The sequence below is a fragment of the Streptomyces sp. NEAU-YJ-81 genome, assembly GCF_017592595.1.
Lineage (GTDB): Bacteria > Actinomycetota > Actinomycetes > Streptomycetales > Streptomycetaceae > Streptomyces > Streptomyces hygroscopicus_B.
In genome coordinates this window covers 147,136-163,451 of record NZ_JAGFNO010000010.1, presented here as the reverse complement: position 1 = coordinate 163,451, position 16,316 = coordinate 147,136, and the positions used below count along the sequence as shown (strand labels likewise).

13 protein-coding genes are annotated in these 16,316 nt (G+C 73.4%); 8 read left to right on the top strand and 5 right to left on the bottom strand.

Annotated elements, in window-relative coordinates; all coding sequences use genetic code 11:
* Nucleotides 1-75 precede the first annotated feature (75 nt).
* The 3 genes from J5X86_RS50880 to J5X86_RS23225 all read left to right on the top strand — a co-directional run bounded on the left by J5X86_RS50880 (nucleotide 76) and on the right by J5X86_RS23225 (nucleotide 4,527).
* Entirely contained in the window at nucleotides 76-2,613 is a 2,538-nt protein-coding gene (locus tag J5X86_RS50880) for a four-carbon acid sugar kinase family protein (RefSeq protein ID WP_308124694.1), read from the top strand.
* Nucleotides 2,610-3,665, top strand: a complete 1,056-nt coding sequence (gene pdxA, locus J5X86_RS23230) for a 4-hydroxythreonine-4-phosphate dehydrogenase PdxA (protein ID WP_208518672.1) — start codon at nucleotides 2,610-2,612, stop codon at nucleotides 3,663-3,665. Before J5X86_RS50880 ends, pdxA begins: the two co-directional genes overlap by 4 nt.
* A gap of 85 nt (nucleotides 3,666-3,750) precedes the next feature.
* A complete protein-coding gene (locus J5X86_RS23225) occupies nucleotides 3,751-4,527 on the top strand; it encodes a DeoR/GlpR family DNA-binding transcription regulator (protein WP_208518671.1) in 777 nt (258 codons plus the stop codon).
* A 58-nt stretch (nucleotides 4,528-4,585) separates the two neighbouring features.
* Here the strand turns inward: J5X86_RS23225 and J5X86_RS23220 are convergent, their stop codons facing one another.
* Nucleotides 4,586-6,328 (bottom strand): ABC transporter ATP-binding protein, encoded by a 1,743-nt coding sequence (locus tag J5X86_RS23220; protein ID WP_208518670.1) that lies wholly within the window; start codon nucleotides 6,326-6,328, stop codon nucleotides 4,586-4,588.
* Nucleotides 6,325-7,962 carry an ABC transporter ATP-binding protein gene (locus J5X86_RS23215; RefSeq protein ID WP_374229284.1) on the bottom strand — a complete coding sequence of 546 codons (1,638 nt, stop codon included), beginning with the start codon at nucleotides 7,960-7,962 and terminating at the stop codon, nucleotides 6,325-6,327. The genes J5X86_RS23220 and J5X86_RS23215 overlap by 4 nt, the downstream gene beginning before the upstream one ends.
* Nucleotides 7,963-8,660: 698 nt before the next feature.
* Between J5X86_RS23215 and J5X86_RS23210 the strand changes: the two genes are divergently transcribed.
* Nucleotides 8,661-9,644, top strand: coding sequence for an alpha/beta hydrolase (locus tag J5X86_RS23210; RefSeq protein WP_208518668.1), 984 nt, complete (start codon nucleotides 8,661-8,663; stop codon nucleotides 9,642-9,644).
* A gap of 41 nt (nucleotides 9,645-9,685) precedes the next feature.
* Here the strand turns inward: J5X86_RS23210 and J5X86_RS23205 are convergent, their stop codons facing one another.
* Nucleotides 9,686-10,282: an HhH-GPD-type base excision DNA repair protein gene (locus tag J5X86_RS23205; protein WP_208518667.1), complete on the bottom strand. Its 597-nt coding sequence runs from the start codon at nucleotides 10,280-10,282 to the stop codon at nucleotides 9,686-9,688.
* Nucleotides 10,283-10,444: 162 nt separating this feature from the next.
* Here J5X86_RS23205 and J5X86_RS23200 point away from each other — a divergent pair, with 162 nt between their 5' ends.
* The gene (locus J5X86_RS23200) at nucleotides 10,445-11,230 is read left to right on the top strand and encodes a sigma-70 family RNA polymerase sigma factor (protein ID WP_078639243.1); all 786 of its coding nucleotides are present in this window, start codon (nucleotides 10,445-10,447) and stop codon (nucleotides 11,228-11,230) included.
* A 40-nt stretch (nucleotides 11,231-11,270) separates the two neighbouring features.
* The gene (locus J5X86_RS23195) at nucleotides 11,271-11,939 is read left to right on the top strand and encodes a dienelactone hydrolase family protein (protein ID WP_208518666.1); all 669 of its coding nucleotides are present in this window, start codon (nucleotides 11,271-11,273) and stop codon (nucleotides 11,937-11,939) included.
* A gap of 43 nt (nucleotides 11,940-11,982) precedes the next feature.
* Here the strand turns inward: J5X86_RS23195 and J5X86_RS23190 are convergent, their stop codons facing one another.
* Nucleotides 11,983-13,059 (bottom strand): ATP-dependent DNA ligase, encoded by a 1,077-nt coding sequence (locus tag J5X86_RS23190; protein ID WP_208518665.1) that lies wholly within the window; start codon nucleotides 13,057-13,059, stop codon nucleotides 11,983-11,985.
* Between the two features lie 78 nt (nucleotides 13,060-13,137).
* Between J5X86_RS23190 and ligD the strand changes: the two genes are divergently transcribed.
* Both ligD and J5X86_RS23180 read left to right on the top strand, forming a co-directional pair.
* Entirely contained in the window at nucleotides 13,138-14,142 is a 1,005-nt protein-coding gene (gene ligD / locus J5X86_RS23185; RefSeq protein WP_208518664.1) for a non-homologous end-joining DNA ligase, read from the top strand.
* A 33-nt stretch (nucleotides 14,143-14,175) separates the two neighbouring features.
* A complete protein-coding gene (locus tag J5X86_RS23180; protein WP_208518663.1) occupies nucleotides 14,176-15,171 on the top strand; it encodes a GlxA family transcriptional regulator in 996 nt (331 codons plus the stop codon).
* On the opposite strand, the gene J5X86_RS23175 is transcribed toward J5X86_RS23180, so the two are convergent.
* Nucleotides 15,168-16,292, bottom strand: a complete 1,125-nt coding sequence (locus tag J5X86_RS23175; protein WP_208518662.1) for an asparaginase — start codon at nucleotides 16,290-16,292, stop codon at nucleotides 15,168-15,170. The two genes, J5X86_RS23180 and J5X86_RS23175, sit on opposite strands and share 4 nt — an antisense overlap.
* Nucleotides 16,293-16,316: the final 24 nt, after the last annotated feature.

Genomic DNA, 16,316 nt, shown 5'->3' with positions numbered 1-16,316 from the left:
CGACCGGATCGCTCGACCCGCTCGGCGCCCGGATGACGGCCGTACGGGTCAAAGTGTCGCGGCGGTCACCGTGGCATGACTGCGCGCTTTACGCAATACTCCTCGCGCACTTCGCGCAACGTATGCCATCATCGGCACCACGGGGACGATGTCCACGGCATCGGATCGCTCCGTCCGTCACGGTCATTCGAGGAGGTGCCGGTGGACATGACACCCAGCCGGAGGCTATTGGCCATCGCGGATGACCTGTCAGGCGCCGCGGAGGTGGCAGCCGCGCTTTGCTCGCGCACAACACGCAGCCGGGTTCTGCTTGTGGGGAGGCCCGACGTGGTGAACGGGGGTGTGGTGAGGGCCTTGCACCCCCGCCATCCCGGCGAGGCGACCGTCCTGGACCTCGACTCCCGCTACCGGCCCGCCACCGAGGCGGCCGAGGCGGTCCGCGACGCGCTGCGGCTGTCCTCGCCGGACGGGGAGGCCGACGGGGACACCGACGGGGACACCCTCGTACTGAAGAAGATCGACTCGCTGCTGCGGGGCAATGTCGCCGCCGAGATCGCCGCCCTCGCCGAGGGCGGGGCGGGTGTGGTGCTGGCCCCCGCACTGCCGATCGCCGGGCGCGTGGTGCGCTCGGGGGTGGTCCACATCGGCGGGGTGGCGCTCCACGAGGGCGACGCATGGCGCGCCGAAACTCTGCCCCCACCCGCTTCGGTGGCCCAGGCTCTCCGCGGCCTGCCGACCGCGCTGATCCCGCTGACGACCGTAAGGGCGTCCCCGCCTACCCTGCTGGCCGCGCTGCGTGCGGCCGTGGCGGCCGGACGGGTGGCGATCTGCGACGCGGAGACGGACGCCGATCTCGACGCGGTCGTCGAGGCGTCGCTCGCCGAGGGCCCCCGGATGCGGCTGGTCGGCTCAGGGGGCCTGGCCGCAGCCCTCGGCCGCCACCTGACGACCGCCCCGGCTGCCACGACGACTCCGGCCGCCGCCCAGACCACCGCGGTGTTGGCGGCTCCGACCGCCACGGGCCCGGCCGCCCCCGACCCCACCGGGGCTCCGGCGGCCACCACCACCGCGGCTTCGGCTGCCGACACCGCTGCTCCGGCGGCCGCCACCGCCACTGCGACCCTGGCTAGCCCCGTCGCCACGGGCCCGGCCGTCACCGGCCCCATCACGGCTCCGGCCGCCATCGGCGCCACTACGGCTCCGACCGCCGTCCCCGCCACATCGGCCTCGGCGGCTCCCACCGCCACGGGCAAAGCCACCGCCAACCCCACCACGCCTCCGGCTGTCACCGACCCCACCGGGGCTCCGGCCGCCGACACCGCCAACCCGGCCCCGGCCGGCCCCGCCGCCACGGGCCCCGCCACGGCTCCGGCCGCCGCCACCGCCCCGGCCATCACCACACCGGCGGTGACAGCCGCATCGACGGCCGGAACCACAGTGCCCTCGGCGAACGCCGGAGTCGCCCCCGCCACTGCGACCCCGGCCAGCTTCGCCACCGCTGGCCCGGCCGTCACCGACTCCACCGGGGCTCCGGCGATCATCGACCCCACCGGGGCTCCGGCCGCCGACATCGCCAACCCGATCCTGGCTGCCCCCGCCACCACGAGCCCGGCGGACAACGACCCCATCACGGCTCCGGCCGCCGCCAACGCCCAGGCCATCACCACACCGGCGGGTGCAGCCGCGTCGACGGCCAGCACCACGGTGCCATCGGCGAACGCCGGAGCCGCTCCGGCCGCCCCGGCTGCCGCCACCGCCACTGCGACCCCGGCTGGCCCCGCCACCACACCGGCGAGGGCAGCCGCGTCGGCGGCCGGAACCGCAGCGCCCTCGGCGGACACCGGCCGACCGGTGCTGGTCGTCGTCGGCACGGCCGAACCCTCAGCCGCCGAACAGATCCGGCGGCTGGTCGAGGACGGCGCCACCCATCACCGACTCCCGCCCGCGGGGCTGCTGTCGGACGGTCCCCCGCTGCGGCTGCCCCCGCTGACCGCCCCGGTCACGGTCGTCTCCCTCGCCGCCTCGCCCAGCCCCTCGCCGGTAGCCCCCGGCCTGGCACCGACGCACGGCGCGGCGCCCATCCCGTCCCCCCGTCCGGAACGCGAGGCCGTCGCGCCCGCCGACGTGCCCGGCCCGCCGCCCAGCCCAGCACCCGGCCCCCAGCCCGCCACGGCGCCACCGTCCGGCGGCGGGACCGCCCGCACAGACCCGGACGCAAGCCCGAACGAAGACCCAGACGCAGGCCCGAGCACAGGCCCGGACGCACGCCCGGCCGAAGGCCCTGCCGACGAGGCAGGCGCGCGGTCCCGGCCCGTGTCCGGTCGGCGGCTGGTGCTCGGCCTCGCCCGGGCCATCGGCGAGGCCGTCGCCGCGCATCACGGCGCCGTCGACCTCGTGCTGACCGGCGGCGAGACGGCACGTCGGGTGCTGGACGCCCTGGCGGTGACCGAGCTCGATCCGGTCGGCGAGGTGCACCACGGCGCCGTTCATCTCTCCACTCCCGACGGGCGGTCCGTCGTGACCCGACCGGGCAGCTTCGGCGATCCCGACTCCCTGCGCCACATCGTCCAGGCGCTGCGCCCCCACCCGATGGAACGGAAGGTCACCTCATGAACTCCTCCACCAACCTCGCCCCCACCGGGGCCGCTGGTGCGGACGCCGATCCCGCCCCGCTTCCGCTCATCGCGGTCACCATGGGCGACGGCGCCGGCATCGGACCCGAGGTGATCGTCCCCGCGCTGCTCGACCCGGACACCCTGCGGCGTTGCCGTCCGGTGGTCATCGGGGACGCGGAGCGGCTGCGCCAGGCCGCCCGGCTGCGCGATATCGCGTGCGAGATCGTCACGGTGGCCGCGCCCGCCGACGCGGCGTTCACCCCGGGCCGGATCAACGTCGTCGACCTCGGGCTGCTCCCCGCCGATCTGCCCTGGGGCACGCTCTCCCCGGTGGCCGGGGACGCGGCCTACCAGTACGTACGGACCGCCGCCGAACTCGCCATGAACGGTGCGGTGCAGGGCATCTGCACCGCGCCGCTCAACAAGGAGGCGCTGCACGCGGGCGGCCATGTCTTCCCCGGCCACACCGAACTGCTGGCCCAGCTCACCGGGGTCGAGGAGGTGTCGATGATGCTGGCGACCCCGACGGTGAAGGTCATTCACGTCACCACCCACATCGGACTCATCGACGCGGTGCGGAAGATCGAGCCGGGTCTGGTCGAGCGCACCGTGCGCCGCGGCCATGAGGCGATGGTCCGGGCCGGGACCCCCGAACCGGTGATCGGGGTGTGCGGGATCAATCCGCACGCCGGGGAGAACGGCCTGTTCGGCTACGGCGAGGAGGAGGAGAAGATCGTTCCCGCGCTGGAGGTGCTGCGCGCCGACGGCATCGACGCCCGCGGCCCGCTCCCCGCCGACACCGCCTTCTTCCTGGCCGGGCGCGGTGACTACGACCTGATCGTGGCGATGTACCACGACCAGGGGCACGGCCCGGTCAAGGTGCTGGGCCTGGAGGCCGGGGTCAATCTCACCGTCGGCCTGCCCGTCATCCGCACCTCCGTCGACCACGGCACCGCCTTCGACATCGCCGGTACGGGCACGGCCGACGCCGGTAGCATGATCGAGGCGCTGCGGCAGGCCGCCGAGATGGCTCCGTCCCCCGCCCACTGACGCCAGCCCCGGTAGCTGACGCCCAGCCCCAGTTGAGGAACGCGAGGCCGAGCCCACATTGAGGAACGCGAGAGACGCGAGAGAGATGCCGGTGAACGGAGCGCGGGCCCGGCGCGACCAGATCGTCCACCTCGCCACGACCACGGGCCTGACCAGCGTGGAGGAGCTGTCCAGCGCCTTCGGCGTCACCGCCTCCACCATCCGCCGCGACCTCGCCCAGCTCACCGCGGACGGGCGGCTGGCGCGGACGTACGGCGGGGCGATGGCCCTGGTCGCCCACCCGGAGGCGTCGCTGCGCCAGCGCACCGGCGAGGCGTTCGAGGCCAAGCGGGCCATCGCGCGCTGGGCGGCGTCGACGATCCGCACCGGGGAGACGGTGCTGCTCGACGCCGGTTCGACGGTCGGCGCCCTCGCCCATGAGCTGCGCACCGCCGAAGGGCTCACGGTGGCCACGACCGGGCTCACCGCGCTGCAGGAGCTCGCCGATGTGGAGACCGTACGGGTGGAATGCCTCGGCGGTACGCTCCGGCCGCTGAGCCAGAGCTTCCTCGGCCCACTCGCCGAGGCGGCCCTGGAGCGCATGACCTTCGACCGGGTGTTCCTGGGCGCCGACGGGGTGACGGCCGAACACGGCATCTGCGAGGCGGATCTGAGCCAGACCCGGCTGAAGGAGCTGATGGCCCGCCGGGCGGACGCGGTGTACGTACTGGCGCACTCCGCGAAGATCGGCCGCCGCCCCTTCCACACCTGGGTGCGGCTGCCGCCCGGCTGGACGCTGGTGACCGACGACGGCGCCGACCCCCACGAGATCCGGGCGCTACGGGCCCAGGGGGTCGAGGTCACGGTCGCCGGGGGCGAGTAACCGCCGCCCCGCGACGCCCGCGGCCATTGGTCCGCCACATATGAGGGCCGCGCCCCCATCACGTGCGGCCGTGCCACGACTCCCACAGCGCGGCATACGCACCCCCGCGCGCCACGAGCTCGTGGTGCGGGCCGAGTTCGCTGATCCGTCCGTCCTCCATCACCGCCACCCGGTCGGCGTCATGCGCGGTGTGCAGCCGGTGCGCGATCGCGATGACGGTACGCCCCTTGAGCAGGGCGGCGAGGGAGCGCTCCAGACGGCGGGCCGCACGCGGATCGAGCAGCGAGGTGGCCTCGTCCAGCACCAGGGTGTGCGGATCGGCCAGCACCAGCCGGGCGAGGGAGAGCTGTTGCACCCGGTCCGGCGCCAGGGCCGCGCCACCCGCCCCCACCCGCGCGTCCAGCCCCAGCTCCAGGGCCCACTCCCGGGCCCCGACCGCGTCCAGCACCCGCTCCAGCTCGGCGTCGGCGGCCCCGGGCCCGGCGATGAGCAGATTCTCCCGGAGCGTTCCGGAGAAGACATACGTCTCCTGGGTCACCAGGGCCACCTGGCCACGCAGCCGGTCCGGGGAGAGCGCGGTGAGCGGCACCCCGCCGACGGTCACCGAGCCGGTGCGCGGTGCGTGGATCCCGGCGAGCAGGCGGCCGAGGGTGGACTTGCCCGCGCCCGACGGCCCGACGACCGCCAGCCGCTCCCCCGGCTCGATCTCCAGGTCGATCCCGCGCAGCACATCCCGGCCGTCCCGGTAGGCGTAGCGCACTCCGCGCAGCGCCAGGCCCCGGTGCCGGGGCGCGGCCGTTGTGGGGGCGTCGGCTCCGGGCCCGGGGGTGCGGTGGACGCCCCGCAGCCGGGCCAGTGAGGCGGCGCCCGCCTGGAGGTCGCCCAGGCAGTACAGCACCGTGTCGACCGGGCTCAGCAACTGCTGGACGTAGAGGGTGGCCGCGGTGACCGCGGCGAGCGAGACCATGCCGTGGAGCGCGAAGAGGCCGCCGAGCACCAAGGTCGCGGCCACCGGCAGCAGATAGGCGGTGTCGATGACCGGCAGAAAGACCGTGAGCAGCCCGATCGTATGGCGCTCGGCCGCGTAGGACCCGGCGATGTCCCGGTCCGTACGCTCCGCGCGCCGCCCGGCCAGGCCCAGCGCCTCGACGGTACGGGCCCCCTCGACGGTCTCGGTGAGGCCCTCGGTGATCCGCGCGTAGGAGGCGCTCTGGCGCAGGAACGCCTCGCGCGACCGGCCGAAGAACCACCGGGCCGCGACCCACAGGACCGGGACCCCGATCAGGCAGGGGAAGGCCAGCAGCGGGCCCACCACGGCCAGGGCGCCGAGGGTGACGGCGATGGTGACCAGGGCGGTCATGGTGGCGGGGACCGCGCGGCGCACACAGCCCGCGAGCACCTCCACGTCCCGGATGGTGCGGGTGACCAGATCGCCCGCGCCCGCCCGTTCGACGGTGGCGAGCGGCAGGGCTAGCACATCGCCGACGAACCGCTCGCGCAACGCGGCCAGGACCTTCTCGCCCAGCCGCGCCGCGGCGTACGTCGCGGCATGGGTCAGCAGCGCCTGGACGATGACGAACGCGCAGATCAGCAGCGCCGTACGGGTGATGGCGCCGCCGCCGTCGCGGGTGTCCTCCACCAGGTCGCCCAGCAGCCGGGGGCCCACCAGTCCGCAGCCCGCGGCGAGCGCGTACAGGACGAGCACGGCGGTGAGTTCGCGCGGGTGGCGCAGCGCCAGCCGCCGGGCGTAGGCGCGGGTGTCACCGGCCGGGGCGACCGGCAGCGGGGTGTGGGTGCTCATGCCGACTCCTCCCGCGCGACGACGGACCGGTAGCGGACATCGGTGAGCAGATCGCCGTGCGAGCCCTGGGCGACGGCCTTCGCGCTCTGTACGTAGACGACGTGGTCCGCCCGGTTGAGCACCACGGGGCTGGTGGTGAACACCAGCGTGGTCCGTCCAGCGCGCAGGTCGCTCACCCCGCGCGCGATACGGGCCTCGGTGTGGGCGTCGACGGCGCTGGTGGGCTCGACGAGGATCAGCACCTCCGGGTCGGCCATGAGCGCGCGCACCAGGCGCAGCCGCTGCTGCTGGCCGCCGGAGAAGTTGCGCCCGGACTCGGCGACGAGGTCGTCGAGCCCGTCCGGGAGCGCCTCGGCGATGTCCCGCGCACAGGCGGCGTCGACGGCCCGCTCCAGCTCCGCGTCACTCCCCCGGCCGCGGAGCTCCTCGCGCAGCGGACCGGCGAAGAGGCGGTCGTCGTTGTCGGCGACGAGGATGCGGCGGCGTATCTCGTCCGGGGGCAGATCGCCGAGCGGGGTGTCCCCGAGGGTGACGGCGGAGTCGGTGTAGCGGCCCAGCCGCGCGGCGAGGGTCGCGGTGTCGGCGGGGGAGGCGCAGGCCACGGCGGTGAACCGGCCCGGTGCCACGATCAGCCCGGAGGCGGGGTCGGCGAGCGGGGCGGGCCCCTCGTACGGAACGGGACCGTCGTCCGAAGCGGGCCCCTCGTACGGGACGGGTCCCCCGTAGGGTCCGTCGTACGGAGCGGGTGCGGCGGCCCCCAGGGCGAACTCGGGCCGCAGCGCGAGAAACGCCGTGATCCGGCGCGCGGCCACATGCCCCTGGGTCAGCCGGCCGGCCGCGGTGGTGAGCCGGCGCAGCGGATCGACCAGGAAGACGGCGTAACCGTAGAAGGCGACGAGCTGTCCCGGGCCCATCCGCCCGCTCGCCACGTAGTGCGCGCCCAGCCAGACGACGACGGTGGTCAGCAGCCCCGGCAGCAGCACCTTGGCACCCTCCAGCAGGGCCTCCACCCGGGCGACCTCGACTCCCGCGGCGCGCACCCGCTGGGAGTCGGCGCGATAGCGGTCGGCGAAAACCTCCTCGCCGCCGATGCCGCGCAGCACCCGCAGCCCGCTGACGATGTCCACGGCGCGGCCGGTCAGCTCGGCCTGCTGTTCGCGCAGCCGCTGCTGGCGCCGGTGCAGCGGACGGATCAGCAGGGACACCGTCCCCACCATGAGCGGCACCCCGAGCAGCACCACCAGGCCCAGCTCCCAGGAGGTGTGCAGCAGGATGGCCGCCACGACGGCGATGGCGACGATGGCACCGCTGCCCCGGGCGGTTTCGGCGAGCGCCTCCCCGAGCCGGCCGATATCGGCCACTCCCGCATTCACGATCTCGCCTTTGGCCACCCGTTTCGGCAAGGTCGCCCCCAGCCGGGCGGCCTGGCGGGCGATGAGTTGTGCGGTGCGATAGGCGGCGCCCAGCCGGGTGGTGAGGGCGGCGCGGTCGCGCAGAATTCCGGCGGCGGCCTGAATCGTCCCGAGGGCCACCACCGCACCGCCCCACCACAGGAGTGCCTGCTGGTCACGGGCGATGATTCCGGCATCGATGGCCTTGCCGACGGCGGCGGGCACCAGGGCCTGGGCCAGCACATGGACAATTCCATAGAGAGCGCCAAGGAATATGGCATTGCGCTGATAAGCGGCAAGCCATAACAGATAGGATATGGGTGAGCGATGGTCTGGATTTCCGGGATCCGGATCAGGAAAACGTCGCATGACGACGGCGATGCTAGCGACGCCGCTTCCGCCGGGCGGAGGAATTATCGCCCGCCTTCCCCGCCGCTCGCGCGTTCGGCGCCGAGTCCATGCGTACATCCCAGGGGACCGGGGCACCCGCCCCGGAAACGACGTGGCCACCCGCCGACGAGCTTTGGAGGACACCGTGGCACGGCAGACCGACCCGACCCTCATCCACCCGACGCAGCGAGATCCCGGGCCGCCGTCTCCGACCCCGTCGCCCGGTCCGGGCGGCCCCGAACCGGGTCCCGCACCGGGCCCCGTGCCCGGACCGCCTCCGGGGCCGCCGCCCGACCCGATTCCCACCCCTCCGCCCGAGCCGCCGCCGAACCCCACCCCCGGCCCCGCACCGGGCCCGTCCCCCGATCCGGTGCCCAGGCCGCCGGGCCCCGACCCGGTCCCCGATCCTTCACCGGCCCCGGGCCCGATCAGGTGATGCCGTCGATGGACCGCCCGGAGGCGACGGAGGCCCGGGTGGCGTAACAGCGGTGGGTGCCGCGGCGGCCGGGGTGAGACCGTCGGACGGAATCGGACCGGAAAAGGAGAAGCAGATGTCCATCACCGCTCCGGCCCGCCCCGTCCTCGAACCCGCCGCCGCGGCATTCGCCGAGGCCACCGCCAAACCGCCGTATCCGTACCAGATGACGCCCGCGGAGGGCCGTCGCACGCTGGACGAGGTGCAGTCCGGCGAGGTGCCCAAACCGGAGGTGGACGAGGAGTGGATCAGCGTCGGCGGTATCCCGGCGGGCGGCGTCAAGGCGCGCATCGTCCGCCCTCCGAAGGCCGTCGGCACCCTTCCGGTGATTCTCTACATCCACGGCGCGGGCTGGGTGTTCGGCAACGCCCACACCCATGACCGGCTGGTCCGGGAGCTGGCGGTCCGAGTGGGCGCCGCGGTCGTCTTCCCCGAGTACGACCTCTCCCCCGAGGCCCACTACCCGGTGGCGCTGGAGCAGAGCTACGCCGTGGGCCAGTGGATCGTGGCCCACGGCCAGGGAGCGGGGCTCGACGCCTCCCGGATCGCGGTGGCCGGAGACTCGGTGGGCGGCAACCTGGCCATCGCCCTCACCCTGCTCGCCAAGGAGCGCGGCGATCTGTCACTGGTGCGGCAGGTGCTCTTCTATCCGGTGACCGACGCGGCCTTCGACACCGGCTCCTACGAGGAGTTCGCCGAGGGCTACTCCCTCACCCGTGAGGCGATGAAGTGGTTCTGGGACCAGTACACGACCGACCCGGCGCACCGCTCCGAGATCACCGCCTCCCCGCTGCGCGCCACCCCCGACCAGCTCGCGGGGCTGCCGCCCGCCCTTGTCATCACGGGCGAGGCGGATGTGCTGCGCGACGAGGGCGAGGCGTACGCGGCGAAGCTGCGGGAGGCCGGGGTGCCGGTCACCGCCATGCGGATGCAGGGAATCATCCATGACTTCCTGATGCTCGACGCGCTCCGCGACACGCAGGCCGCACGGGCCGCGCTCACCCTGGCCGTGAACACCCTGCGGGGCTCGCTGGGCACCGCCTCGCCGAGGACTGCCTGAAGCCCGGCACCGCCTGAAGCCTGGCGAACGCAGGCCCCCGCTCAGCCTCCCGCGCCGCCCTTGGCCTGCTTGGCCTGCCGCTTGAGCTCCTGCTTATGCGCGCGGACCTTGTCCAGCGTCTCGGGCCCGGTGATGTCGGCCACCGAGCGATACGCGCCCTCCTCGCCGTAGGACCCGGCGGCCTCGCGCCAGCCCTTGGGCCGCACCCCCAGGCGCTTGCCCAGCAGCGCGAGGAAGATCTGCGCCTTCTGCTTGCCGAAACCGGGCAGTTCGTTCAGCCGCCGGAGCAGTTCCTCGCCGGAGGACGCATCGCGCCACATGGCGGTCGGGTCGCCGTCGTAGTGCTCGGCCAGATACCCGCACAGCTGCTGGATGCGCCCGGCCATCGCACCCGGGTAGCGATGCACGGCGGGCTTCTCCGACAGCAGCGCGGCGAACCGCTCGGGGTCGTGCGCGGCGATCTCCTGGGCGTCCAGCCGGTCCCTGCCCAGGCGCCCCGCGATGGTGTACGGACCGGAGAACGCCCACTCCATGGGCACCTGCTGATCGAGCAGCATCCCGATCATCAGGGCCAGTGGGTCGCGCTCGAGCAGGGCGTCCGCCTCGGGCTGCTGGGCGAGACGAAGGCGTGTGTTCATCCTCTGGCCATACCCCGCCACCATCGGTACGAACCAGATGAAACGCTCATACCACCCAAAGGCATGCACACCATCACCAATTCGGCCGAATTGCGAGGTGTTAGGGCGCATGCGAATCTGGTGGCGAACCGCCGTGACATCGGAACACGGAGGCGAGTGACCATGTCAGCAACCGCGACTCGCCAACGACGCCATGACGACACTCCCGACACCGGCGGTGCCTTCCTGCGTCTGTCCCGGCTCCCATCCGGGTCTGAGCGCGACGCACTGCGCGAGGCGATCATCTGCGCCTGGCTGCCCGTCGCCAAGCGCCTGGCGCTGCGCTTCCGCAACAAGGGCGAGAACATCGAGGACCTCACCCAGGTCGCCTCGCTGGCCCTGGTGAAGGCCGTCGACCGCTACAACCCCGACCTCGGGCATGCCTTCCCCTCCTATGCGATCCCCGTCATCACCGGTGAGCTCAAGCGCCACTTCCGTGACTATCTGTGGACGCTGCACATCCCCCGCAACATCCAGGAGGTCCGCTCCCGCACCCGCTCCGCACGCGACGCGCTGGAGCAGGAACTCGGCGGGCGCACCCCCACCATCCATGAGATCTGCCTCCGCACCGGTATGCCCCAGGAGGATGTGAAGGCGGGTCTGGAGGCCAGCGCCTCCTGCACCCCGCTCTCCCTCAACGCCACGGTCCAGGGCGCCGAGGAGCGGCTGCTCGCCGAGACGGTGGGCGCGGACGACGCCGCGATCGAACGCGTCGTCAACCGCGAGGCGCTGCGGGTGCTGATCGCCGAACTGTCGGAGCAGGACCGCTACGTCCTCTATCTGCGGTTCTTCGCCGGGCTTTCGCAGAGCCAGATCGGCGAGATCCTGGGCTTCTCGCAGATGCACATATCCCGCAGGCTCTCCCGGCTCTACAGCGAGCTACGGCAAGGGCTCATGGCCTACGCCTAGCCGCAGCACCAGCCCCGCAACCCCCGGCAGGAGGTGGCCGATGCGCTCCGAGACCGCCCGTATCGCCGTGGACGACGCCATGCTCGTGGGCGATCTGGCCCTTCCCGACCAGCCCATCGGCGTCGTCGCGTTCGCCCACGGCAGCGGCAGCTCCCGGCACAGCCCGCGCAATCGCGCGGTGGCCCGGGTGTTGCAGGACGCGGATCTGGCCACCCTGCTGTTCGATCTGCTCACCGACGCCGAGGAGCGGGTGGACGCGATCACCGCCGAACTGCGCTTCGACATCCCGCTGCTGGGCCGGCGGCTGGGGGCCGCGGTGAACTGGCTCGGCGGGCATCCGGCCACCTCTGCGCTGCCGGTGGGGCTGTTCGGCGCCAGTACCGGCGCGGCGGCGGCGCTGACGGCCGCCGCGGAGCGGCCGGAGCGGGCGGCGGCCGTGGTCTCCCGGGGCGGCCGGCCCGATCTCGCGGGCGGTGCGCTGAACCGGGTGCGGGCGCCGGTGCTGCTGATCGTGGGCGGTGACGACCACGAGGTGCTGCGGCTCAACCAGCAGGCGGCCGCCATGCTCGTCGCCCCGCACGAGATCCATGTGGTGCCCGGCGCGAGCCATCTGTTCGAGGAGCCCGGAACCCTGGAGGAGGCCGCCGAGGCGGCGCGTGACTGGTTCGTACGGATGGCCAGGCACCCGGCCCGGGGCGGCAAGCGGTGACGGACCGGGCGGTGACGGACGGCGGCAAGGACGGCAGCAACGGCTACGCGTCCGCGGCGGACGACCCCAGCACCTGGCGCAGGTCGTAGGAGACCGGCTCCTCCAGTTGTTCGTAGGTGCACTGCCCGGGCTCCCGGTCCGGCCGCCAGCGCCGGAAGCGGGCGGTGTGCCGGAAGCGGCCGCTCTGCATGTGGTCGTAGGCCACCTCGCACACCCGCTCCGGGCGCAGCGGCAGCCAGGACAGATCCTTGACCCCGGTCCAGCGGCTGGGCGCGCCCGGCATCCGGCCCTTGGCATGGGCCTCCTCGCGCGCCCAGTCGGCCCAGGGATGGCCGTCGACGGTCTCCATGCCCAGTGGCTCCAGCTCGGCCATCAGCTCCTGGCGGCGGCGTGCGGTGAAGGCGGCGCTGACGCCCACGTGCTGGAGGCGACCGGTGGCGTCGTACAGGCCGAGCAGCAGCGAGCCGACGCCCTGGCCGGACTTGTGGACGCGGTACCCGGCCACCACACAGTCGGCGGTGCGCTCGTGCTTGATCTTGACCATCACGCGCTCGCCGGGGCGGTAGCGCAGGTCGGGGCTTTTGGCCACGATGCCGTCGAGCCCCGCCCCCTCGTAACTCTCGAACCACTGCCGGGCCACGTGGAGATCGTCGGTGCAGGGGGCGAGGTGCACCGGGTCCGCGGCGTCGCGCAGCGCCTCGGTCAGCGCCTCGCGGCGCTCGCTCAGCGGAGTGTCCATCAGCGAGGTGTCGCCGAGGGCGAGAATGTCGAAGGCGACGAAGCCGGCCGGGGTGTTCTTCGCCAGCAGCCGCACCCGGGAGTCGGCGGGGTGGATCCGCTCCAGCAGGGCGTCGAAGTCCAGCCGTCCGCCGCGCACGATGACGATCTCGCCGTCCAGGACGCAGCGCGGCGGCAGGTTGGCGAGCAGCGCCTCGGCCAGCTCAGGGAAGTAGCGGGTGAGCGGCTTGGTGGTGCGGCTGCTGATCTCGATCTCGTCCCCGTCGCGGAAGACGATGGCCCGGAAGCCGTCCCATTTGCCCTCGTAACGCATCCCGGGCGGGATCGTGGCCACGGCCTTGGCCAGCATCGGCTCGACGGGAGGCATCACCGGAAGGTCCATGATGTCCGATTGTGCTCCTGTGACGGGCCGCTCGCCCGCCGGGAGGCGGCCTCGGGCGGGCGGGCCTAGCGTGGCCGTATGGCAGAGTCGGTGGAGCTCACGGTCGGCGGTCGCACGGTGCGGGTGACCAACCCCGGGAAGGTGTACTTCCCGGAGCGCGGGTTCACCAAGCTGGACCTCGCCCGCTACTACCTGGCGGTCGGCGAGGGCGCGCTGCGGGCGCTGCGGGACCGGCCGACGACGCTGGAGCGCTATCCGGACGGGGTCGACGGGGAGTCGTTCTTCCAGAAGCGGGCGCCGAAGAACCTGCCGGAGTGGATTCCGACCGGCCGTATCTCCTTTCCCAGCGGGCGGCACGCGGACGAGATCTGCCCCACCGAGACGGCGGCCGTGGTGTGGGCGGCGAATCTGGGGAGCGTGACCTTCCATCCGTGGCCGGTGCGGCGCGGGGACACCGAACACCCCGATGAGCTGCGGATCGACCTCGACCCCCAGCCGGGCACCGACTACGAGGACGCGGTACGGGCCGCCGAGGAACTGCGCGAGGTGCTGGACGGGCTGGGGCTGCGGGGGTGGCCCAAGACCTCGGGCGGCCGGGGGCTGCATGTGTTCGTCCCGATCGCGCCGGAGTGGACCTTCACCCAGGTGCGGCGGTCCGCGATCGCGATCGCGCGGGAGCTGGAGCGGCGGGCTCCGGAGCGGGTGACCACCAAGTGGTGGAAGGAGGAGCGCGGCCGGAGGATCTTCGTGGACTACAACCAGACCGCCCGGGACCGCACCATCGCCAGCGCCTACTCGGTGCGCCCCCGCCCCCATGCCCCGGTCTCCGCGCCGCTGCGCTGGGACGAGGTCCCCGACGCCCGGCCGCGCGACTTCGACCTGGCCACCATGCCGGTGCGCTTCCGCGAGCTGGGCGATGTGCACGCGGACATGGACGAGCACGCCTTCCGCCTGGAGTCCGCGCTGGAGCTGGCCACGCGGGACGAGCGGGAGCACGGGCTCGGCGACCTTCCCTATCCGCCGGAGCATCCGAAGATGGCGGGCGAGCCGAAGCGGGTGCAGCCCAGCCGGGCCAAGAAGTGATGGCCGGATCCGCCCGTCTGCGAGAATCGCGCCATGTCCGTCTTCGCTCACCCCGGCCGCCATCGGGTGGCGGTGCTGGTGCGCCACGGGCTGCTGCCGTTCGAGCTGGGCATGGCGCACCGGCTGTTCGGCCGGGCCGTATCGGCCGCCGGTGAGCCGCTGTACGAGGTGGTGACCTGCGCGCTCGTCCCCGGTGAGGTGCGCACCGACTCCGACGTCACGATGCGTGTCGCCCATGGCCCGGACGCGCTGGCCGAGGCCGACACCGTGCTCGTCCCGGCCGCCAACGAACCGGACGAGCCACAGACCGAGGGCCGCCTGGGCGCCCCGCTCACCGGCGCCTTCGCCCGGATCCGCCCCGGCGCCCGGATCGCCTCGATCTGCACGGGGGCGTTCGTGCTGGCCGCCGCGGGGCTGCTGGACGGCCGCCGGGCGACGACCCACTGGCAGGAGGCCGACCGGTTCCGGGAGCTGTTCCCGGCCGTCGCGCTCGACCCGGACGTCCTCTACGCGGACGAGGGCGAGGTGCTGACCTCGGCCGGGGACGCCGCCGGTATCGATCTGATCCTGCATATGATCCGCCGCGACCACGGGGCGGCGGTGGCGGGCGAGGTCGCCCGCGGCTCGGTCGTGGCCCCGCATCGCGACGGCGGCCAGGCGCAGTTCATCCGGCGGCCGGTGCCGGAGCAGCGCGGCGGCTCCACCGGCGCGGCCCGTGCCTGGGCGCTGACCCGGCTCGACCGTCCGCCGACCCTGCGGGAGCTGGCCGAGCGGGAGTCGATGAGCGTACGGACCTTCTCCCGGCGGTTCCGCGAGGAGGTGGGGATGACCCCGGTGCAGTGGCTGACCCAGCGGCGCCTCGAGCGTGCCCGGCAGCTGCTGGAGGAGACCGATCTGCCGGTGGACCGGATCGCGGCGGACGCGGGCTTCGGCACCGCCGCCTCGCTGCGGCAGCGTCTGCACACCGCCCTCGGGGTGTCACCGAGCGCCTACCGCGCCACCTTCCGGGGCGGCGCCGCCGCGCTCTAACGACGGGCCGTGAACTGGCCGGTGCCCAGGGTGTGGAACCACGTCTGGATCCGATGCTCGTTATGGGTGGTGGCGAGCGAGAGAAGCAGCAGCAGCCGGGCCTTCTGCGGGGTCAGGTCCTGGGCGCCGATGACGCCGTGGACATCGGGGTCGTAGACCGCGCCGGAGCCGGTGCGGGAGGCGGAGACCATGACCACCCCGTTCTTGACGGCGTCGTCCCGGGCCTCGGTCATGGCCGGGGAGAGGCCGCCCGCCCCGGTGCCCGCGGTGACGATCCCGGCCGCCCCGGCGTCGGCGAACGCCTTGATGGCCTGGGGTCCGGCGCCCTGGTAGCTGTAGGCGATGTCGACCTTGGGCAGTGGCCGCCGGGCGATCCGGTCGAGGTCGAACGGGGTCTTCCAGGCGGGCTTGCCGCACTGCTCGACGCGGGCGGGCGCACGGTTGACGCGGATGTGGTTCTGGTCGATGACGCCGAGCTCTCCGCTGCTGCCGCTGCTGAACGCGTTCAGCCGCAGGGTGTCGGACTTGCGCACCTCGCGGGCGGCGTGAATCTGGTCGTTGAGCATCACCACGGCGCCGAAGCAGGTGGTGCGCCCGCTGGCGGCGAGGTGGATCGCGTTGTAGAGGTTGGCCGGGGCGTCGGAGCCGATCACCGTCCAGGGCCGCATGGAGCCGGTGAGCACCACGGGCTTGTCGCTGCGGACGGTCAGGTCCAGCCAGTACGCGAACTCCTCCATGGTGTCGGTGCCGGTGGTGACCACCACCCCGTCGTTGAACTTCAGGGCGTGGTCGACGGCGGCGGTGAGCCGGCGGTACTCGGGGATCGTGTAGTTGTTGGAGTCCTTGTTGCCGAACTGCTGGGTGGTCACGTCGGCGATCCGGTTCACCTGGGGCCTGAGGTCGTTGACCAGCCGGGACACCCGGAGCTTGCCCGCCTCGTAGTCGTCGAAGGACACCTTGGACTTGCTGACGCCCGCGATGGTGCCTCCGGTGCCGATGACCGCGACCTTGGGGGTGGGCCTGGGGTGCGGCTCCGCGGTACCGGCGAGGGAGGCCGTGGTTCCCAGGGCGACGGCCACCAGAGCGGTCACCACGGTGAAGCGGCGGGCGAACTGAGCCATCGGGACGTCGTTTCATCGATGGGG

What these genes read in the sequence shown, in the direction of transcription:
- J5X86_RS23220 (WP_208518670.1), bottom strand. Translation starts at nt 6,328, where the DNA reads ATGAGCACCCACACCCCGCTGCCGGTCGCCCCGGCCGGTGACACCCGC.
- pdxA (WP_208518672.1), top strand. Translation starts at nt 2,610, where the DNA reads ATGAACTCCTCCACCAACCTCGCCCCCACCGGGGCCGCTGGTGCGGAC.
- J5X86_RS23205 (WP_208518667.1), bottom strand. Translation starts at nt 10,282, where the DNA reads ATGAACACACGCCTTCGTCTCGCCCAGCAGCCCGAGGCGGACGCCCTG.
- J5X86_RS23200 (WP_078639243.1), top strand. Translation starts at nt 10,445, where the DNA reads ATGTCAGCAACCGCGACTCGCCAACGACGCCATGACGACACTCCCGAC.
- J5X86_RS23195 (WP_208518666.1), top strand. Translation starts at nt 11,271, where the DNA reads ATGCGCTCCGAGACCGCCCGTATCGCCGTGGACGACGCCATGCTCGTG.
- J5X86_RS23210 (WP_208518668.1), top strand. Translation starts at nt 8,661, where the DNA reads ATGTCCATCACCGCTCCGGCCCGCCCCGTCCTCGAACCCGCCGCCGCG.
- J5X86_RS50880 (WP_308124694.1), top strand. Translation starts at nt 76, where the DNA reads ATGACTGCGCGCTTTACGCAATACTCCTCGCGCACTTCGCGCAACGTA.
- J5X86_RS23180 (WP_208518663.1), top strand. Translation starts at nt 14,176, where the DNA reads ATGTCCGTCTTCGCTCACCCCGGCCGCCATCGGGTGGCGGTGCTGGTG.
- J5X86_RS23175 (WP_208518662.1), bottom strand. Translation starts at nt 16,292, where the DNA reads ATGGCTCAGTTCGCCCGCCGCTTCACCGTGGTGACCGCTCTGGTGGCC.
- ligD (WP_208518664.1), top strand. Translation starts at nt 13,138, where the DNA reads ATGGCAGAGTCGGTGGAGCTCACGGTCGGCGGTCGCACGGTGCGGGTG.
- J5X86_RS23190 (WP_208518665.1), bottom strand. Translation starts at nt 13,059, where the DNA reads ATGGACCTTCCGGTGATGCCTCCCGTCGAGCCGATGCTGGCCAAGGCC.
- J5X86_RS23225 (WP_208518671.1), top strand. Translation starts at nt 3,751, where the DNA reads ATGCCGGTGAACGGAGCGCGGGCCCGGCGCGACCAGATCGTCCACCTC.